General features: G+C 68.4%; 17 protein-coding genes. 10 read left to right on the forward strand and 7 right to left on the reverse strand.

Translation table 11 applies throughout. The annotated features are described in order from the left end of the window. The first annotated feature begins 30 nt into the window (after positions 1-30). Positions 31-1,113 carry a winged helix DNA-binding domain-containing protein gene (locus tag AC0VYB_RS06955; RefSeq protein ID WP_144587870.1) on the forward strand — a complete coding sequence of 361 codons (1,083 nt, stop codon included), beginning with the start codon at positions 31-33 and terminating at the stop codon, positions 1,111-1,113. A 38-nt stretch (positions 1,114-1,151) separates the two neighbouring features. Next, positions 1,152-2,075 (forward strand): diacylglycerol/lipid kinase family protein, encoded by a 924-nt coding sequence (locus AC0VYB_RS06960; RefSeq protein ID WP_366231722.1) that lies wholly within the window; start codon positions 1,152-1,154, stop codon positions 2,073-2,075. A gap of 208 nt (positions 2,076-2,283) precedes the next feature. Here AC0VYB_RS06960 and AC0VYB_RS06965 read toward each other — a convergent pair whose 3' ends face one another. Genes AC0VYB_RS06965 through pdxS form a run of 3 tightly spaced genes read right to left on the reverse strand, consistent with a single transcriptional unit; the run spans position 2,284 to position 5,358 of the window. Continuing rightward, complete coding sequence (locus AC0VYB_RS06965; RefSeq protein WP_009375131.1) at positions 2,284-3,912, reverse strand: helicase HerA-like domain-containing protein; 1,629 nt, start codon at positions 3,910-3,912, stop codon at positions 2,284-2,286. Next, complete coding sequence (gene pdxT / locus AC0VYB_RS06970) at positions 3,902-4,483, reverse strand: pyridoxal 5'-phosphate synthase glutaminase subunit PdxT (RefSeq protein ID WP_009375133.1); 582 nt, start codon at positions 4,481-4,483, stop codon at positions 3,902-3,904. The genes AC0VYB_RS06965 and pdxT overlap by 11 nt, the downstream gene beginning before the upstream one ends. Next, positions 4,477-5,358 (reverse strand): pyridoxal 5'-phosphate synthase lyase subunit PdxS, encoded by an 882-nt coding sequence (gene pdxS, locus AC0VYB_RS06975; protein ID WP_009375135.1) that lies wholly within the window; start codon positions 5,356-5,358, stop codon positions 4,477-4,479. The genes pdxT and pdxS overlap by 7 nt, the downstream gene beginning before the upstream one ends. Before the next feature lie 188 nt (positions 5,359-5,546). On the opposite strand from pdxS, the gene pdxR reads away from it, so the two are divergent. Both pdxR and AC0VYB_RS06985 read left to right on the forward strand, forming a co-directional pair. Continuing rightward, entirely contained in the window at positions 5,547-6,941 is a 1,395-nt protein-coding gene (gene pdxR / locus AC0VYB_RS06980) for a MocR-like pyridoxine biosynthesis transcription factor PdxR (RefSeq protein ID WP_259864158.1), read from the forward strand. A 121-nt stretch (positions 6,942-7,062) separates the two neighbouring features. Continuing rightward, the gene (locus tag AC0VYB_RS06985; RefSeq protein WP_009375140.1) at positions 7,063-7,440 is read left to right on the forward strand and encodes a hypothetical protein; all 378 of its coding nucleotides are present in this window, start codon (positions 7,063-7,065) and stop codon (positions 7,438-7,440) included. Between the two features lie 509 nt (positions 7,441-7,949). On the opposite strand, the gene AC0VYB_RS06990 is transcribed toward AC0VYB_RS06985, so the two are convergent. The 3 genes from AC0VYB_RS06990 to AC0VYB_RS07000 form a co-directional block, all read right to left on the reverse strand. Then, positions 7,950-8,597: a 4'-phosphopantetheinyl transferase family protein gene (locus AC0VYB_RS06990; protein WP_430600136.1), complete on the reverse strand. Its 648-nt coding sequence runs from the start codon at positions 8,595-8,597 to the stop codon at positions 7,950-7,952. An 8-nt stretch (positions 8,598-8,605) separates the two neighbouring features. Then, positions 8,606-9,067, reverse strand: a complete 462-nt coding sequence (locus AC0VYB_RS06995; RefSeq protein ID WP_430600137.1) for a LapA family protein — start codon at positions 9,065-9,067, stop codon at positions 8,606-8,608. 91 nt (positions 9,068-9,158) lie between these two features. Beyond that, positions 9,159-11,387 (reverse strand): NADP-dependent isocitrate dehydrogenase, encoded by a 2,229-nt coding sequence (locus tag AC0VYB_RS07000; protein WP_475385105.1) that lies wholly within the window; start codon positions 11,385-11,387, stop codon positions 9,159-9,161. A gap of 367 nt (positions 11,388-11,754) precedes the next feature. Here AC0VYB_RS07000 and AC0VYB_RS07005 point away from each other — a divergent pair, with 367 nt between their 5' ends. The 5 genes from AC0VYB_RS07005 (at position 11,755) to AC0VYB_RS07025 (ending at position 17,085) form a co-directional block, all read left to right on the forward strand. Continuing rightward, positions 11,755-12,387, forward strand: a complete 633-nt coding sequence (locus AC0VYB_RS07005; protein ID WP_009375148.1) for a thymidine kinase — start codon at positions 11,755-11,757, stop codon at positions 12,385-12,387. Between the two features lie 131 nt (positions 12,388-12,518). Beyond that, positions 12,519-13,292 (forward strand): alpha/beta fold hydrolase, encoded by a 774-nt coding sequence (locus AC0VYB_RS07010; protein ID WP_009375150.1) that lies wholly within the window; start codon positions 12,519-12,521, stop codon positions 13,290-13,292. 368 nt (positions 13,293-13,660) lie between these two features. Continuing rightward, positions 13,661-15,319, forward strand: coding sequence for an SLC13 family permease (locus AC0VYB_RS07015; RefSeq protein ID WP_475385259.1), 1,659 nt, complete (start codon positions 13,661-13,663; stop codon positions 15,317-15,319). 45 nt (positions 15,320-15,364) lie between these two features. Beyond that, a complete protein-coding gene (locus tag AC0VYB_RS07020) occupies positions 15,365-16,435 on the forward strand; it encodes an NADH:flavin oxidoreductase/NADH oxidase (RefSeq protein WP_009375153.1) in 1,071 nt (356 codons plus the stop codon). Next, positions 16,429-17,085 (forward strand): MBL fold metallo-hydrolase, encoded by a 657-nt coding sequence (locus tag AC0VYB_RS07025; protein WP_009375155.1) that lies wholly within the window; start codon positions 16,429-16,431, stop codon positions 17,083-17,085. Before AC0VYB_RS07020 ends, AC0VYB_RS07025 begins: the two co-directional genes overlap by 7 nt. Before the next feature lie 48 nt (positions 17,086-17,133). Here the strand turns inward: AC0VYB_RS07025 and AC0VYB_RS07030 are convergent, their stop codons facing one another. After that, positions 17,134-17,715: a hypothetical protein gene (locus tag AC0VYB_RS07030; protein WP_009375157.1), complete on the reverse strand. Its 582-nt coding sequence runs from the start codon at positions 17,713-17,715 to the stop codon at positions 17,134-17,136. A gap of 246 nt (positions 17,716-17,961) precedes the next feature. Between AC0VYB_RS07030 and AC0VYB_RS07035 the strand changes: the two genes are divergently transcribed. Further along, positions 17,962-19,770, forward strand: a complete 1,809-nt coding sequence (locus AC0VYB_RS07035) for an ABC transporter family substrate-binding protein (protein WP_475385106.1) — start codon at positions 17,962-17,964, stop codon at positions 19,768-19,770. Positions 19,771-19,822: the final 52 nt, after the last annotated feature.

Genomic DNA, 19,822 nt, shown 5'->3' on the forward strand with positions numbered 1-19,822 from the left:
ATGGTGAGGTCCGCGCGCTACGCTGAGTCCATGGACTCAGCCCAGATCTCGGCGGCTCGCATGATCTCCTCAGGTCTCGTCGGGTCCGATGCCCTCACCCCCGCCGAGGCGGTCCGTCGGCTCGCGTGCGTGCAGGCCCAGGCGCTCGGCGGGGCGCTCGTCTCCGTGGCGCTGCGCACGCAGACCCGGGACCTCGCCGAGGTGCGCGCGGAGATCGAGTCCGGATCGATCGTGCGCACGTGGACCCAGCGCGGCACGGTCCACCTCACGACTGCCGAGGACGTCGGGTGGATCCTCCGCCTCACCGCGCCGCGGCGGTGGAAGGCCGAAGCCACCCGGCGGGCCCACTTCGGCGTCGACGAACCGCTGCTCGAGACCGCCGCCGCCCTCGTGGAGGCGGCCATCGCCGACCGCGGCCCGCTCAGCCGGGAGGACCTCGTCGCCAGCCTCGCCCCGCTCATGACAGGAATCTCCGAGGACGAGGAGTACGGACGGCAGCGGCACCTCATCACCAACCTCTCGATGCAGGGTCTGCTGATCCAGTCCGGGTTCGTGCCCGGGCGCGACGAACTCGCCTTCGCCCTGCGCGATCCCTCCGCCGACGCCGGAATCGACACCGAAGCCGCCCTGCGCGAATGGATGCGCCGCTACGTTCTCGGTCACGGACCGGTCACCGTCGACGACGCAGCCCGGTGGACGGGTCTGCCGAAGACCCCGATCCGCGCCGCCCTGGCCTCACTCGTCGACTCGGGCGACATCGCGGCCGTGACGATCGACGACGTCGAGCACGTCCAGGCCCCCGACCTCGAGGACCGGTTGTCCGTCTGGGAGGATACCGCCCACGCGCTCACCCTGCTGCCGGGCTTCGACGAGCTCATCCTCGGCTACAAGGACCGCAGCTGCACCCTCGACCCCGGCCACGAGCGCGCCGTCGTCCCCGGCGGCAACGGCATGTTCAAGAACACCGTCGTCGAGGGCACGCGCGTGCGCGGCACGTGGAAGCGCTCACCGAAGAAGAGCGGCCCGCGCGTCCTCGTCGACCCCTTCCCGGGGGAGACGATCGACGCGGAGCGAGTCGACGCCGTCGCGAGCACCCATCCGGCGTTCGTCTGAGAGTTCGTCCGAGAGTTCGTTCAAGGAGGAGCAGGCACATGCGCATCGGGATCATCGTCAACCCGGTCCACGCCCGGACGCACCGCGCCCACCATCGCCTCGTCGGTCTGCTCACCGCACTCGACATCCGATACCGCACCACCTCGACGACCCCGGAGGCCCCCGGGTCACGGCAGGCGCAGGACCTCGTCGACTGGGGCGCCGAGGCGGTCGTCCTCCTCGGCGGGGACGGCACCCTCCGATCCGCCGCCCCTATCCTCGCGACCGCAGGGGTCCCCGTCCTCGTCGTCCCCACGGGCACAGCCAATGTCTTCTCCCGCGGGTTCGGCCTCCACACGGCACGGTCAGGTCTGGCGCTGTGCGAGGACTTCCTCCACGGAGCCGCCGCCCGGGCCGGCGTCCCCGTCTCGGTCGCCGAGTTCCTCGACGCCTCGGGCACCGTCCGGCACGAGCACTTCCTCTCGCTGGCGGGCATCGGCGGCGATGCCCGCGCCGTCGCCGCCCACGACCGCGCGTGGGGGCTGCTCGGCTATGCGAGAGGCGCGCTGCTCGCGCTCTTCGCCCCGCAGCTGCCAGCGCGCATCGACGGCGAGGAACTCGAGGTCTGGTCGGTCATGGCCGCCAAGACGCGGCGTCCCGCAGGTCCCGTCCCGGTCTTCCCCGGCGCCGAGGCGGTGAGCGAAGACCTCGAATTCCTCGCCGTCGTCCTCGGGCCCGGTGCGGCGGCCCGTCGCCTCGGCGAGTGGGTCGGCATCGGTGCCGCCTGCCTGCGCGGGCACCCCGAACGGGACCCGGCGATGCGCTACTGGACGGCACGGCGGTCGACGATCACCGTCTCCGAGCCTGCGCCGATCCAGCTCGACGGCGACCACCTCGGCGAGGCGGTCGCCGTCGAGATCGACACCGGGGAGCTCATCCTCGACGTCATCGTCCCCGCCGGGTCACGGACGCATCGACGCTAACCGGTCTCCCGGGCGCCGCGACGGCTCAGCGGCGATAGACCAGCGGCGACCCAGGACAGGCTCGGCCGCGTCAGCTCAGCGGCGACGGCGGCTCGGCGACGGCCCCGGCTCGGCGACGGCCCAGCGGCGGGCTCAGTGGGGGGCTCCGCGGCGGGTTCAGCGGCGACGGCGCGAGGTGCCGGCCCTGCGACAGCTCAGCCGCGCCGCCTCAGCGGCGGCGGCGCGAGGTGCCGAAGATGCCGCGGGCGATCTCCCTGGCCGCAGTCCGGGTGAACTGCTTGAACGCGGAGGAGTTGACGACCTGCGAGAAGAGGTTCTCCTCCTCCTTCTTCTCGGGAGCCTTCGACTGCGACCGCGGTGCCGGATCCTCGGGGAACGGGACCTTGTCTGCCGAGCCTGCGGCCCCCGACTCGGCGCCTGCTGACCCCGACTCGGCGCCTGCTGTGCCCTGCCCGGCGGCCTTGTCCTCGGCCTCCTTCGCTGCGGCTCCGCCTTCGAGACGGGCGGTGAGGATCTCACGGGCGGACTCGTTGTCGATCGCAGTGCCGTACTTCTTCTGCTGCGGGGAGGCGGCCACGGCGGCACGGACCTCGTCCTCGCTCATCGGGCCGATCTTCGACTCCGGGGCGCGCATCCGGGTCGGGGCAACGGGAGTCGGGGCGCCGTCGGGATCCATGACGGTGACGACGGCCTCGCCGATGCCGAGCGAGGTGAGCAGCTCCTCGAGGTCGTAGCCGGACTTCGGGAAGGTCTGCACCGTGGCCTTGAGCGCCTTCTGGTCATTGGGTGTGTGCGCTCGCAGCTGGTGCTGGATGCGCGAGCCGAGCTGGGCGAGCACGTCCTCGGGGACGTCCTTCGGTGTCTGCGTGACGAAGAAGACGCCGACGCCCTTCGAGCGGATGAGCCGCACGGTCTGGGTCACCGACTCGAGGAACGCCTTCGACGCGTCGGCGAAGAGGAGGTGGGCCTCGTCGAAGAAGAAGACGAGGGAGGGCTTGTCCGCATCGCCGACCTCGGGCAGATCCTGGAAGAGGTCCGCGAGCAGCCACATGAGGAACGTCGAGAAGAGCGCGGGGGACTGGCTGAGCTTCTGCAGCTCGAGCACGGAGACGATGCCCGCGCCGTTCTCGTCGACGCGGAGCAGGTCGGCGGTGTCGAACTCGGGTTCGCCGAAGAAGACGTCGCCGCCCTGCGCGGAGAGTTCGGCGATCTTGCGGAGGATGACGCCGACGGTCGCCTTCGATGCCCCGCCGATGCCCTCGAGCTCCGCCTTGCCCTCGTCCGAGGTGAGGTAGGTGAGCACCGCCCGGAGGTCGGAGAGGTCGAGGAGCGCGAGACCGGCCTTGTCCGCGTAGTGGAAGACGAGGGAGAGGACCGATTCCTGGGTGTCGTTGAGTTCGAGGACCTTCGAGAGCAGGATGGGCCCGAACGAGGTCACGGTCGCCCGGATCGGAGTCCCGAGTCCGGAGTCGCCGAGGGTGTAGAACTCCGTCGGGTTCGCCTTCGGGTCCCACTCCTGACCGGCGGCCTCGAGGCGCTTGGTGAGCTTGTCCGAGGGCACCCCGGGCGCCCCGATGCCCGAGAGGTCGCCCTTGATGTCGGAGGCGAAGACGGGAACGCCCGCGCGGGAGAGCTGCTCGGCGAGGACCTGGAGGGTGACGGTCTTGCCGGTGCCGGTGGCCCCGGCGACGAGTCCGTGTCGGTTGAGCATCGAGAGTGGAATCGAGATGGGTACGTCCGGTGCCGGGGTCTCCCCGTCGAGCGCCACCCCCAGGTCGAGGGTGGCGCCGTCGAAGGTGTATCCGGTCTTGAGCGTGTCGATCGCCTCAGTCGTCATGGCCCAATCTTCGCACGAACTCCGCGTGGAGTCTCGTGTCCGGACCCAACTCCGGATGGAAGCTCGCACCCCAGACATCTCCCTGCCTAACGAGGACCGCGGTCCCGTCGTGACGGGCGAGCACCTCGGCGCTTCCGGTGTCGACGATCTGCGGGGCACGGATGAACGTGCCGTCGAAATCCGGGGTCATCCCGGTGATTGTCAGGGGAGCGACGAACGACTCCCGCTGGCGACCGTAGGCGTTGCGGGCGACCGTGATGTCGAGCCCGCCGAGGCGGTCGAAGCCTGCCAGCGAATCATCGGTGAGGCGGTCGGCGAGGAGGATGAGTCCGGCACAGGTGCCGAAGACCGGCAGGCCGTCCCGGATCCTCTCGCCGAGGCGGCCGAAGAGTCCCGTGGGAGCGGCGAGCCTGACCATGGCGCTCGACTCCCCGCCGGGCAGGACGATCCCGTCGAGCCCGTCGAGGTGCTCGGGGCGGGTGACCTTGCGGGTCCCGACCCCCAGGGCGCCGAGCACGCTCAGGTGCTCGCGGAACGCTCCCTGGAGGGCGAGGACGCCGACCGTCACCATCCGCGCTCGGCGAGGCGGTGCGGGGCGGGGACGTCGGCGACGTTGATGCCGACCATGGCGTCGCCGAGACCGCGGGAGGCGGCGGCGACGGCGGCGGGATCGTCAAAGTGGGTCGTCGCCTCGACGATGGCCTTGGCGCGGGCCTCGGGGTTGCCGGACTTGAAGATGCCGGAGCCGACGAAGACGCCGTCGGCGCCGAGCTGCATCATCATCGCGGCATCGGCCGGGGTGGCGATGCCGCCGGCGACGAAGGTGACGACGGGGAGGCGGCCGAGGCTGGCGACCTGCTTGACGAGCTGGTACGGGGCGGCGATCTCCTTCGCTGCGACGTAGAGCTCGTCCTCGCTCTTGGCGCCGAGTGCCCGGATCTCGGAGTTGATCGTGCGCAGGTGGCGCATCGCCTCGGAGACGTCGCCGGTGCCGGCCTCACCCTTCGAGCGGATCATCGATGCGCCCTCCTGGATGCGGCGCAGCGCCTCGCCGAGGTTGGTCGCCCCGCAGACGAAGGGGACGGTGAAGACGGACTTGTCGATGTGGTTGACGTAGTCGGCGGGGGAGAGGACCTCGGACTCGTCGATGTAGTCGACCCCGAGGCTCTCGAGGATCTGCGCCTCGACGAAGTGGCCGATGCGGGCCTTGGCCATGACGGGGATGGAGACGGCGTTGACGATCGAGTCGATGAGGTCGGGGTCGGACATCCGAGCGACACCGCCCTGGGCGCGGATGTCGGCGGGGACCCGCTCGAGGGCCATGACGGCGGAGGCACCGGCGGCCTCGGCGATGCGGGCCTGCTCCTCGTTGACGACGTCCATGATGACGCCGCCCTTGAGCATCTGGGCGAGTCCGGTGTTGAGCAGGGTCTGTGTCTCGGTCATTGCTGTGCCTTCGCTTCACTTCTGTCACCCGGATGCCCAGGGGGACGGGCACCCGTGGATGGGTGGGACAAGGGTTTGTCTGCACGTCGGTCGCCGACGTGTCCCCTCCAGGCTAGAGCTCAATGTGGCCCATCGAGAGAGCCAGAATCCATTGAGAACTTTGGGCCAGTAGTGGGTAGCATAGAGCCATGCCCGCACTTCCGCGCTCGACCCGTGAGTCCCTCGGCATCGCACTCGACCACGACTCGCCGCTGCCCGACCAGATCGTCACCGGGATCCGGGACCTCGTCGCGCGCGGGGAGCTGCGGCCGGGAGAGCCCGTGCCTGCGAGTCGGAAGCTCGCCGGCCACCTCGGCGTCTCCCGCGGGACGGTCGAGACCGCGTATGCCCAGCTCGCGGTCGAGGGCTACCTCCTCACGCGGGAACGGTCGGCGACGATCGTCGACCCCGACCTCCCGGCGGCGCTGCTGCGGCGGGCGCAGGCCCCCGCACCGCCCACGGTGCCCCGGCGACCGCCTCGGCGACTCATCGATCTGCGGCCCGGTCACGGCGGCGACGACCCCTTGCGCGATCCCGCGTTCCGCAGGGCCTGGCGGGATGCTCTCGACGTCGACCCGGGCACGACCGATCCGCTCGGACAGCCGGGTGCCCGCTGGGCGATCGCCGATCATCTCCGTCTGCTCCGGGGGATGAGCGTCGACCCGCACGACCTCATCGTCACCAGCGGCTCGCGCGACGGACTGCGGCTGCTCTTCGCCTCGGGTCTGACCGGCCCGATCGGGGTGGAGAACCCCGGCTTCCCCGGGCTGCGACTGGCGATGTCCGATCGCGAGCTCATCCCCTTCGACGTCTCCACCGGACTCGACATCGGGCGGCTCTCGGACCTCGAGGGCCGGGCCGCGGCGATCGTCGTCACCCCGAACCACCAGTTCCCACATGGCACGACGATGCCGGTGAGCACGCGCATCGCGCTGCTGACGTGGGCGGCAGAGGCGGGGATCGTCGTCATCGAGGACGACTACGACAGTGAGGCACGGTTCCAGCGCACCGCGGTGCCCACGCTCTTCGATCTGGCCGGGTCGATGGAGCTCGACGTCGACCTCGTCCACATCGGCACCTTCTCGACCCTGCTGACCACCGCTGTCTCGACCGGGTACGTCGTCGCCCGCGGCGGGCGGTTCGGGACGGCGATGGCCGAGGTGCGTACGTCGTGGGGACCGGCGATCGCACCCGTGCTCCAGTCCGCGGTGGCCGGCTACCTCGAGTCGGGTGGCCTGCGGCGGCGCATCGCCCGGGGGCGTCGTCGTCTGCGGGCCGCCGAGGCGGTCGTCGCCGAGGTCGGAACTCTGCCCGGACTCGTCCACGAAGGCAGGACGCTCGTCATCGAGACGAGCGCGCGGGAGGCGAGGAGGCTGCAGAGTGAGCTGCTCGAACGCGGTATCCGGGTGGCATCGCTCGCCGACGGCTGGAGCGGTGACAGCGCGGTCCGTCACGGCATCGTCCTCGCGCACTCGAACGTCGAGGCGAGCGTCCTGCGGCGGGTGCTCGGGGAGATCAGGGAGCTCGGCGACGGCGGTGCGTGACATGAGACCGGCGACGCTGCGCGGGTGGGCGGCGAGACCGGTCGGGTGGAGGCCGGGGCGAGTGATCGCGTGGACCTGCGGCGCTCTGAGGAGTCCGCCGCAGAGCCGATAGGATCGAAGCATGATCAAGCCCGTGTACGTCGTCGACGGAATCGTCAAGCTCCTCGCCGCGGTAGCCCTGCTCGTCTTCATGCCCGGGCTCCGGGACTTCTTCCTAGCCCCGACGTGGATCGTCATCACCGCGGCGGTCCTGCTCTTCCTCAGTTCGGCCACGGAGATCTCGTATGGCGTGAGCAAGGGTGCGAGAACCTACTTCTTGCACGTCATGCTCGCCGACTCGGCAGTCATCGTCGCTGTCGTCGTCGGAATCATCCTCGCCGCCGCGGAGAATCCAGCCGGCGGCTACATCCTCTTCGGCGTCCTCGCCCTCGTGTCGCTCGCGATCGCGATCGTCTTCACCACCGGCGCCAACGGCCCCGACTTCGCCGACGAGGCCTGAGCCCGCGCGCCTGTCTTACCCCAGACGCTCGGTCACTCAAGCCCGTCGCGCACCCGAGGCCGTCGCCCACCCCGCTCACTCAAGGCGCAGCGCAGATCGCAGGGGTTCCTCAGCCGGCGATCCGCGCTCCGCCTTGACCGAGCGGAGGTGGCGGCTGGGCGCGTGGCTATCCGCGCTCCGGCTTGACCGAGATTGCGCGGCTATCCGCGCTCCGGCTTGACCGAGATTGCGCGGCTATCCGCGCTCCGGCTTGACCGAGATTGCGCGGCACGGTGGTGGCCTGCGATGAGTGGCAGCCCTCGGAGATCGCTCGCGCACATCCCTCACTCAAGGCGCAGTGCAGATCGCGGGGGTTCCTCGGCCGGCGATCCGCGCTGCGCCTTGACCGAGCGGCGGTGGCGGCTGCCCGCGCGGCTATCCGCGCTGCGGCTTGACCGAGCGGCGGTGGCGGCTGCCCGCGCGGCTATCCGCGCTCCGGCTTGACCGAGGCGCGGTCGGCGCCCTGAGAATCAGCGGTTGAAGGCGATCGCGGCCCGGTAGCCGGCGGGAACGCCCTCGACGAGGTCGTGGATGTCGACGTCGGGGTGCGGTGACTGCGGCGTCTCACCCGAGCCGATGTAGTCCATGCCGGGATCCCGGGCGAGACCGGTGCTCAGCGCCTTGAGGAATGCCTCCTTGCGCGCCCACACGCGCACGAACGCCTCGGGCAGCTCAGCCTCGGCGAGCGATTCGAGCTCTTCGCGTTCCCGCGGATGGAGGAGAGCGAGCGCCTCGGCGGCGACGGCGAGTTCGGGCACGGCTTCGAGGTCGACGCCGACAGGGTCCTCGGAGACCGCGATGAGGACGAGCCGGTGCGCGCGCGTGACGGAGAACTCGCCGTCGTCGATCCGCGGTTTGCCCGCCGAGTCGAGGCGGATCTCGATCTCCGCGGGGTCCTGGTCGAGGACCGACCCGAGGACGTGGCGGAGGACGACGCGGCCGGCCGCCCAGGTCAGAGCCGCCTCGGCGTCGAACTCCTTGGCATAGTTCTGCTCCTGCTCGGTGAGCACTGAGGCGATCGCCTCCTCGGTGCGCGCCCATGCGGCGGCTCCGGCAGTGTCGGCGAGGACGAACGTAGCGGGAAGGTCGGTGGGAAGGACGGTGAAGTCGGGGTGCATCGGGCGGTTCAGCGGCCTGACCTCTCGATCTTCTTCAGGCGGCGGCTGAGCACGAAGATCCGCACCGAGCCGATGATGCCTGCCACGAAGATGCCGCCGATCGCGGCGAAGAGCATCGCGACGCCGAGCGGAAGCTGGAACTGCCAGCCGAAGTACTGGAAGTCGGCGGGCACGTTGTTCTGGAGGATGAAGATGAGCAGGAGGACGACGATGGCCGCGCCGAGGATGAGCGAGATCCACATGCCCGCGGACATACCTCCGCGCTGCTCCTTGGTGCCCGAGGTGCCCGTCGGCGACTGCCGGACAGGGCTCTGACCGGCAGGCGTCTCCTGCGTCGGCGCCTGTCCGTTCGGCACCTGGCCGGCCGGCGACTGCTCGGTCGGCGACTGGGACTGGCCGAGCAGGGCATCGGTCTCGGCGAGCAGCTCTTCGGGCGTCTGGGAGCGTCCACGCGGGTCTTGAGAACTCATGGGCCCATCATAGATGCTGATGGGCCCATGAGTCAGTGGTGCGACGTGAGTCAGTGGTGCGATGCGAGTCGCGGGTGTGCTGTGGCCTGCCTCAGACCTTCTCGCTCAGCGTCGCGACGATCCGGTTGAGGGTCTCGGACGGACGCATCGCCGCTTCGGTCTTCGCATCGTCGGGGTTGTAGTACCCGCCGAGGTCGACAGGCGAGCCCTGGACGGCGAGCAGCTCGGAGGCGATCGTCTCGGCGTTCTCCTCGAGTTCGGCTGCGACCGGGGCGATCGCGGCGGCGAGCTCGGCGTCCTCGGTCTGCTTCGCCAGCTCCTGCGCCCAGTAGAGGGCGAGGTAGAAGTGACTGCCGCGGTTGTCGATCTCGCCGACCTTGCGCGAGGGCGATTTGTTCTCCTCGAGGAAGCGTCCCGTCGCGGCGTCGAGGGTGTCGGCGAGGACACCGGCCCGAGCGTTGCCGTGGACGTTGAACTCGTGCCGGAACGACTCGGCGAGGGCGAGGAATTCACCGAGCGAGTCCCACCGCAGGTGGTTCTCCTCGACGAGCTGCTGGACGTGCTTGGGTGCGGAACCGCCGGCACCCGTCTCGAAGAGTCCGCCGCCGGCGATGAGCGGGACGACGGAGAGCATCTTCGCCGAGGTGCCGAGCTCGAGGATCGGGAAGAGGTCCGTGTTGTAGTCGCGCAGGACGTTGCCGGTCACGGAGATCGTGTCCTTGCCCTCACGGATCCGGTCGATCGAGAACTGGGTCGCATCGACGGGGTTGAGGATCCGGATGTCGAGGCCCTCGGTGTCGTGATCGCCGAGGTACTCCTCGACCTTCGCCTTGAGGTTGCGGTCATGCGCGCGGGTCTCATCGAGCCAGAACACGGCGGGGGTGTTCGACAGGCGGGCCCGGGTGACGGCGAGCTTGACCCAGTCGCGGACGGGGATGTCCTTCGTCTGGCACGCGCGCCAGATGTCACCGGGGGCCACCTCGGTGCTCATGAGGACGTCACCGGCGGAGTTGCGGACCTCGACGACGCCGGCCTGCTCGATCTCGAAGGTCTTGTCGTGGCTGCCGTACTCCTCGGCCTTCTGGGCCATGAGGCCGACGTTGGGGACGGTGCCCATCGTCGTCGGGTCGTACGCGCCGTTGGCACGGCAGTCGTCGATGACGGTCTGGTAGATGCCGGCGTAGGAGGAGTCGGGGATGACGGCCAGCGTGTCCTGGGTCTGGTCGTCCTTGTCCCACATCTTCCCGCCCACGCGGATCATCGCCGGCATCGAGGCGTCGACGATGACGTCGGAGGGCACGTGGAGGTTGGTGATGCCCTTCGCGGAGTTGACCATGGCGAGTGCCGGACCATCGGCGAGACCCTTCTCGATGCCGGCGCGGACACCCTCGGCCACCTCGGCGAGCAGCTCATCGAGGCCGGCGAGGATCGCGGCGAGGCCGTTGTCGGGGGTGAGCCCCGCCTCGGCGAGGGCGTCGCCGTACTCGGCGAAGACCTCGGGGAAGAACGCCTCGATGACGTGGCCGAAGAGGATGGGGTCGGAGACCTTCATCATCGTCGCCTTGAGGTGGACGGAGAAGAGGATCCCCTCGTCCTTGGCGCGCTGGATCTGCGCGCGGAGGAACTCGTCGAGGGCGGCGACGTTCATCTTCGTCGCATCGACGACCTCGCCGGCGAGCACGGGCAGGGAGTCCTTGAGGACGACCTCGTCGCCGGATTCGGGGACGAGCACGATGCTCAGCGTGTCATCGGCGTCCATGACGACGGACTGCTCGTTCGCGCGGAAGTCGTCGGCACCCATCGTCGCGACGTTCGTCTTCGAGTTCGGCGACCATTCGCCCATCGAGTGCGGGTGCTTCTTCGCGTAGTTCTTCACGGCCTCGGGTGCGCGGCGGTCGGAGTTGCCCTCGCGCAGCACCGGGTTGACGGCCGAACCCTTGACCTTGTCGTAGCGGGCCCTGACGTCCTTGTCCTCGTCCGTCTCGGGCTCCTCCGGGTAATCGGGGAGGTCGTAGCCCTGGGACTGCAGCTCGGCGATCGTGGCCTTGAGCTGGGGGACGGATGCGGAGATGTTGGGGAGCTTGATGATGTTCGCTGCCGGGGTCTTGGCGAGTTCGCCGAGCTCGGTCAGCGCGTCGGCGACCTGCTGGTCGGCGGGGAGACGATCGGCGAACTGGGCAAGCACACGGCCGGCCAGGGAGATGTCCCGGGTCTCGACGTCGACGCCCGCCGAGGTGGCGAAGGCTTCGATGATCGGCTTGAGTGAGTACGTCGCCAGCAGCGGCGCTTCATCGGTGCGCGTGTAAATGATTTTGGCCATGGTGATGGACTGCTCCGAATCGTCGTGGGGTTTGACCTCACCATCCTACCGTTTGGTCCCTTCGCCCCGTTCGGTCGTTCCGCCGAGGCGCTCGCGCCTGTGAGCGCGGTGACTCGCCCTCTCGCCGAGGTGGTCGGAGGCGTACGTGCGATCGTGTGGTCCCAGCCCGGCTGGGCCCCCTCGCCGAGGCCGTCGGGCCCGCAGCGCGATCGCGGCCTCCCAGCGGGGTGCGTGCGCGGCAGCGACGGTAGAGTGTCGTCGGCACGCACGCGCGGGACCGCGCGGCAGCACGCAGGAATACGGCAGCACGCAGGAATACAGCACGCCGGGACTTGCGCGGCAGCAGACTCGACAGATGGGGGACCAGGTGGCCAAACTCTACTTCCGCTACGGGGCGATGAACTCGGGCAAGTCGACGGCGCTCCTCCAGGCCGCCTTCAACTACGAGGAGCGCGGCCAGCGGGTGCTCCTGGCCAAACCTGACATCGACACGAAGGGCGCCGACGAGATCGTCTCCCGCCTCGGCGTCACCCGCGCCGTCGACTTCCTCATCCCCGCAGGCGCCGATGTCGAGCTCATCTACCGCGAGCACGCCGACTACGTCGACCACGACGCCCTCATCGAATCGATCGACGCCCCCAAGGCCCCGGTCGCGTGCCTCCTCATCGACGAGGCGCAGTTCCTCGAACCCGAGCAGGTCGACTCGCTCATGCGCATCGCCACCGACGCCTCGGTGCCGGTGATGTGCTACGGCATCCGCACCGACTTCCGCACCCGCGCCTTCCCCGGCTCGGCGCGCCTGCTCGAGATCGCCCACACCCTCGAAGAGCTCAAGACCATCTGCCGCTGCGGGAGGAAGGCGATGTTCAACGGCCGCCTCGTCGACGGGCGGTTCATCTTCGACGGCGATCAGGTCGCCATCGACGGCAACGCCGTGACCTACGAATCGCTGTGTCCGCGCTGTTATCTGCGCTATTCCGACGGTAGGCTGTTGACGTGACCGGCGCTCCGGCGCGATCCCGTTGACCTGCGAGTTCACCTGCGACGACCGTCGACGCTCCAGCGAGGACTGTCGACGACCGCTGATCCCGACCCGACGAGCTGATCCCGACCCGACGATGAGGAGCCCTCATGCGCATCGCCCTGCACGCCTTCAACGACAACCCCGGATCTCCTGTCCTCGTCTTCGGCGATGCCCTCGGCACGCGCGTCTCGCTGTGGGCGGCCGTGGCCTCGCGCCTCGTCGATGACCACCAGATCTACCTCTCCGACCTGCCCGGACACACGTTCCCGGTGTCGAAGGAGGAGCTGAGCACCGACTTCACGATCTCCGACCTCGCCGCCGGCCTCGTTCAATCGCTCGAGGACCACGGCGTCGAGTCCTTCACGTACTGCGGTGCCTCGATCTCCGGCGGGATCGGTCTCACCCTCGCCCTCGAACACCCGCAGAAGCTCACCGGTCTCATCGCGTGTTCGACGGCGACGAAGTTCGGCACCGATGTTTCGTGGGCCGAACGGATCACCGAGGTCGAGAACGACGGCACGCAGTCCCTGCTGCCCGACACCGCCGACCGCTGGTTCGCCGCGGGCTTCCTCGAGGAGGACATCGCGACGGGGCCGGCAACGCTCACCGACCTCGCGACCATCGACGACGCCGCCTACATCGCCTGCTGCCGTGCGCTCGCGCTCTACGACCTCACCGGCAAGCTCGGCGCGATCACCACGCCGACGCTCTTCCTCGCCGGCTCGCAGGACCCCGGTTGCACGCCCGAGGCGATGGGGGAGATGCGCGACGCCGTCGACGGCTCAGAGCTCGCGGTCGTCCCCGACTCCGCGCATCTGCTCATGGCCGAGCACCCCGAGATCGTCGCCGACCGTATCCACTCGTTCCTCGCCTCCCGCTAAGGGCGACTGCTCAGCATCCTGAGCAGGGCGAGTACGCCGCTCGATAGCGCGTCGAACCCGCCCGATAGCGCGTCGACGCCGCCCGATAGCGCGTCGACGCCGCCCGATAGCGCGTCGACGTCGCTGAGAGGGCGACGGGCCCGCCGAGACCGCGACGGCCCCGCCGATAGGGCGACGGCCCCGCCGGTAGGGCGACGGCCCGACCGCGACGGCCCCGCTCGTGGCGTCGGCCGGGCCTCACACCGACAGCCTCATCCCCGCCCGAGCATGATCCCGCGCGTCACCCCCGGTTGCTACGATGACAGGGACAGCTGTAGTCCAGCCGGCTCGCCGAGGAGCTCACCGTGAACGAGAACCAGACCACGCCGATGTCGACCGAGATCGCGGAGAAGTCACCGGGAGAGCGGGCCCCGGGGTTCCCGCTCAAGACCGTGCGGATCCGGTGGACCGGCTTCTTCCTCGGCCTCATCCTCTCCACGCTCGTCTACGCGATCATGCCCGACTCGGTCGCCCACGACGCGAGGCTCACCGCCGGGGTCGCCGTCCTCATGGCCGTGTGGTGGATGACCGAGGCCCTGCCGATCCCGGCGACCTCACTCGTCCCCCTCGTCGCCTTCCCCGTCTTCGGCTCCGAGATCGAGATGGCCGACGTCGGCGCCTCCTACGGCAACCCGATCATCTTCCTCTTCCTCGGCGGATTCCTCATCGCCCTGTCGATGCAGCGGTGGAACCTCCACCGGCGCATCGCGCTCTTCACCCTCAGCCTCATGGGCAACAGGCCCGGCCCGATGATCGCGGGGTTCATGATCGCCACCGGGTTCATGTCGATGTGGGTCTCGAACACGGCGACGGCCGTGATGATGCTGCCGATCGGCATCTCCGTGCTCATGATCGTCGCCAAGGTCGTCGGATCTGCGATCACCCCCGCCGAGGCGACCGACCGGTCCGACTCGACACAGTCGTCAGCGACAACCGAGGGTTCGGCTCCCGACGCCGGCACTGGTGCTGACACTGGCACTGGCGCTGACACTGCCTCCGGCGCCGATTCGGGCCCCGACTCCGAGGTGGGCCTCGGCCACGTCGTGAAGTCGAACTTCGGCACCGCGCTCATGCTCGGCATCGCCTACGCCGCCTCGATCGGATCGCTCGGCACGATCATCGGCACCCCGCCGAACACGTTCCTCGTCGCCTACCTCAAGGACAACCACGACATCTCGATCGGCTTCGGACAGTGGATGCTCGTCGGCGTCCCCCTGGCCGTGGTGATGATGGCGATCGCATGGTTCCTCCTCGTCAAGGTCCTCTTCAAGCCCGAGATCGACGAGATCCCCGGCGGCCGCGAACTCATCCGCGAGGAGCTGGCCAAGCTCGGCCCGATGTCGACGGGCGAGAAGCTCGTCCTCGGCATGTTCGTCCTCGCCGCGGTCAGCTGGATCACGATCCCGCTCATCTTCGAGGACCCGCCCATCAGCGATGAGGGCATCGCCATGGTCATCGGCCTCCTCCTCTTCCTCATCCCCGGAGGGGCGAACCGCGGCGTCCGCCTCCTCGACTGGGAGACCGCGGAGAAGCTGCCGTGGGGCGTCCTCCTCCTCTTCGGCGGTGGTCTCGCCCTCTCCGCACAGTTCTCCTCCTCGGGCCTGACCGAATGGATCGGCGAGGCCTCCGCCGGCCTCGGGGTCCTGCCGCCCATCCTCATCGTCGCCGTCTTCGCTGCGATTATCCTCTTCCTCACGGAGCTGACGTCGAACACGGCGACGGCCGCGACGTTCATCCCCGTCGTCGGCGGAGTCGCGCTCGGCCTCCAGCTCGACCCGCTGCTCCTCACGATCCCCGTCGCGCTCGCGGCGACCTGTGCGTTCATGCTGCCGGTGGCCACCCCGCCCAACGCCGTCGCCTACGGGTCGGGGTACGTGACGATCGGGCAGATGGTCAAGGGCGGCATCTGGCTCAACCTCGTGGGCATCGTCCTCATCACCGCGACGGTCTTCCTCCTCGCCGTTCCCGTCTTCGGCATCATGATGTGACGCTTCATGAGGTGAGACGAGCATCTTTCAGGCAGACTTGTGACCATGGCTGAACTCTTCACCCCGATGACGCTGCGCGGACTGACGATCGAGAACCGGATCTGGCTCGCTCCCATGTGCCAGTACTCGTGCGAGGCCGAGGACGGCATGCCCGGCAGCTGGCACCTCGTCCATCTCGGAGCGCGCGCGACCGGCGGATTCGGGCTCATCCTCACCGAAGCCTCGGCGGTCGTTCCCGAGGGCAGGATCTCCCCGCAGGACGCCGGGATCTGGAGCGACGACCACGCCGCGGCGTGGACGCCCGTCGTCGACTTCGTCCACTCGCAGGGGACCCCGATCGGCATGCAGCTCGCCCACGCCGGACGCAAGGCGAGCACCTACCGGCCCTTCGACGGCAACCCGCGCGGCACCGTTCCCGAGTCGGAGGGCGGATGGCAGCCGGTGGGCGCGAGCCCGATCGCCTACCCCGGGTACACCGAGCCGACGGAGATGACGGAGGACGACATCGCCGAGGTGGTCGCCGCCTTCGCTGCGGCCGCGAAGCGCGCCATCGGGGCCGGCTTCGACCTCGTCGAACTCCATGCCGCCCACGGCTACCTCCTCCATTCGTTCCTCTCCCCGCTGTCGAACCAGCGCACCGACCGCTACGGCGGTGATCTCGAGGGACGGTCCCGTCTGCTCCTCGAGACCTACGATGCCGTGCGCGCGGCCGTCGGTGAGGATGTTCCCGTCTTCGTCCGGCTCTCGGCGAGCGAATGGACCGAAGGGGGATTCGACATCGCCGAGGCGGTCGAGGTCTCCCGTGCCCTCGACGCCCGCGGGGTCGACGTCATCGACGTGTCCTCGGGCGGAAACGTTCCCGTGAAGGTCCCCGTGGGACCCGGCTATCAGGTGCCGCTGTCGGCGGCGATCAGGGACGCGGGCGCGACGACGGCGACCGTCGGCCTCATCACCGAACCCGGTCAGGCGGAGACGATCCTCGCATCAGGCCAGGCCGATGCGATCCTGCTCGCCCGTGTGGCCCTGCGCGAACCTGCGTGGCCGCAGCGGGCGGCCCATGAACTCGGCGAAGAGCCGGGGCCGTATCCACCGCAGTATGTGAGGGGCAGATGGTGAACACGATCGAGACAGAGCACGTCGTCGTCCGTTGGATCTCCGTGTCGGAGATGGAGAACAACGTCTATCTCATCACGGCGAAGGAGACGGGGGCTCAGGTCCTCATCGACGCCGCCGACGACATCGACGCGATCGAGGAGCTGCTTGGTGCCGGAGCCGAGGACACGAGCGCGACACCGGTCCTGCAGGCGATCATCACGACGCATCGCCACTGGGACCACATCCGCGCCTTGCCGGCGGCAGCGAAGAGGCACCCGGATGCGATGACGATCGCCGGGGCCGCCGATGCCGCGGCGATCGCCGAGGCCAAAGGGGTGGAGATCGCGCACACCGTCGAGCACCTCGACGTCGGTGACTTCGGCGGGTTCGTCCTCCAGGCAATCGCCCTGTGCGGACACACGCCGGGATCGATCGCCCTGCTGCTGCGCGACGGGGGAGAGACGATCCTCTTCTCCGGGGATTCGCTCTTCCCCGGCGGACCCGGCAAGACGTGGTCGCCGGAGGACTTCACCTCGCTCATGGACGACCTCGAGGAGCGGGTCTTCGACCAGCTGCCCGATGACACGCAGGTGCTGCCGGGACACGGCGCGCCGACGACTCTCGGTGCCGAGCGCGGTCAGTTGGGGGAGTGGCGCGAACGCGGCTGGTGACCGGAACCTGATCGTCAGTACTCCCCGGCACCCGATCTCAGGGCAGGGTCACCAGCGCGGCACGGCCATGAAGCCGAGGATCGCCCAGACGATCGCGACGGCCAGCGCTGCGATCACCGGCACATTCCACACCTGGGTGATCGTGCGCTCTCCGCGAGGGTTGGCCAGCTGCGCCTCGTTCAGGCGCGCATGGTGGTCGAGGACGGTGTCGACCGCGGGACTCGGCTCGTCGACGAGTCGGCGGATCCCGTGGGCGTCCTTCTCCATCTTCTTGCCCCGACCCGCGAGCGGCCACGATGAATAGCTCTTCTCGTGTGTGCGCACGCTCAGTCCGAAATGGGTGTCGAAGCCGTCGACGAGGTTCCACGGCACAGTGATCGTGGTGAGCGGGTTGACGAGGACGATCTCCTGCGGTCGCAGTTCGACCCGGGGGTGCCGGTAGAGCGCCCAGACGCCGACGAAGAGCAGCACCGGGATCCCTGCGACGGCGAGGCCGCGAAGGGTGAAGTCGCCGACAACGATCGAGCCGATGCCGATCGCCGCGACGGCCGCTACGAGGACGAAGAGGACGGTCGATCCCGTCGTTCTCACGATTCGGGTCTCGTCGGGTCCGATCTCACTGTTTGCCATCCGAACATCCTATCCACTGAGACCCGAGGGTCGATCACTGTGGCCTGGGTCTCGAAACGGTAACGATTCGAGATATGGCTCACATTGTGGACTCAGTCACAGTGACGTGTGAATTAACTTTGAGGCAATCCATGCAGAAGCATGAACGAGGTCACATTCCCGATGGCGGGCCGTGTGACCGCAGCGCATCCCGAATCCGGGAGGCGAGCACGTGGGCGCGAGCCCAGAGAACAACAAGGAGAGAACGTGAACAAGCGCTTCCTCGCAGCCGGTGCCTCAGTTGCCGCAGCAGCAATGGTGCTTTCTGCCTGCACCCCTCCCGGTGGTGGCAATGACGATCAGGCCTCGGAGAACTCGATCCTCAACATCGGGTGGAACGAGTCCTTCCGTTCGATGAACACGATGACGGCCAACGGCAACGCGGTCTCGAACGCCATTCTCACCTACATGATGAATGACAACTTCAAGTACTACGACGAGAATCTGGAGTTGCAGGACGGCTCACTCGGCTCGGTCGAGCGGGTCTCCGAGGATCCGCTCAAGGTCAAGTACACGTTCAACGACAACGCGAAGTGGTCGGACGGCACGCCGGTCGACGCCGCGGACCTCGCTCTCACCTGGGCGGGCACCTCGGCGAACTTCAACACGGTCGACTCGAACAACAACGACGACGGCACCGTCAAGGAGAACGACGAGAGCACCGTCTACTTCGACTCCTCGTCGATCGGCCCCGCTCTCATCAAGGACTTCCCCGAGGTCTCCGAAGACGGCAAGGAGATCACCTTCGAGTACTCCAAGCCCTTCGCCGACTGGGAGCTCACCTTCGGCGTCGGCGCCGACGGCGTCGGCGTGCCGGCGCACATCGTCGCGAAGAAGGCGCTGGGAGAGGAAGACCCTGCCGCGGGCAAGCAGGCCATCCTCGACGCGATCAAGAACAAGGACACAGCAGCCCTGTCGAAGATCTCGAATGTCTGGAACACCGGCTTCGACTTCACCTCGATGCCCGACGACGAGGACCTCCTCGTCCACAACGGCCCGTACAAGATCACGGACTTCCAGGAGGGCCAGTACATCACGGTCCAGAAGGACGAGAACTACTCGGGTCCCGTCAAGCCCAAGGTCGACACCATCACGGTGCGCTACAACGGCGACCCGATGGCGATGGTGCAGGCGGTCGAGAACGGCGAGGTCGACATGACCCAGCCGCAGGCGACCGCTGACGTCCTCTCCGCCGCCGAGGGCATCGACGGCGTCACGGTCGACGCCGCTGACGGTGCGACCTACGAGCACGTCGACTTCACCTTCGACAACAACGGTCCGTTCGATCCGAAGTCCTACGGCGGCGACGAGGAGAAGGCGAAGAAGGTCCGGCAGGCCTTCCTCAAGACGGTTCCCCGCGCGGAGATCGTCGACAAGATTATCAAGCCGCTCAACGAGAACGCCGTGGTGCGCGATTCCTTCACCCAGGTGCCCGGTTCGCCGATGTACGACGGCATCGTCAACGGCAACGGGATGAAGGCCGACTACTCGGACGTCAACACCGACGAGGCGAAGAAGCTCCTCGACGAGGTCGGCGGCGAGATCAAGCCCGTGCGCATCATGTACGACAACACGAACTCGCGTCGTCAGCAGGAGTTCCAGCTCATCAAGGAATCGGCTGAGAAGGCCGGCTTCAAGATCGAGGACGTCGGCGATGTCAACTGGGGCACCCGCCTCGGCGACAAGACGTATGATCTCTCGCTCTTCGGCTGGCAGTCCGAGGACACCGGAATCACCTCGAGCGATCCGAACTTCCGGACCGGTGCACAGAACAACTACGGCGGGTACTCGAGCGAGAAGGTCGACAAGATCCTCGACGAGATGCTCACCGCTGACGAGGCGAACGCCGAGAAGCTCTCGATCGACCTGGAGAAGCAGCTCACCGACGACGCCTTCGGTGCTCCGATCTTCCAGTTCCCCGAGCTGACGATCTACAACGACAGCGTGAAGAACGTGAAGTCGACGTCAGTGTCGCCGACGATGTTCTGGAACTACTGGGAGTGGGAGAAGAACTGATCCGCATCTGATGCGATCGGCTTCTCACCTTCTCAGCTGCTGTGGGGATCAC

It is taken from the genome of Brevibacterium sp. Z349TD_9, assembly GCF_056173565.1.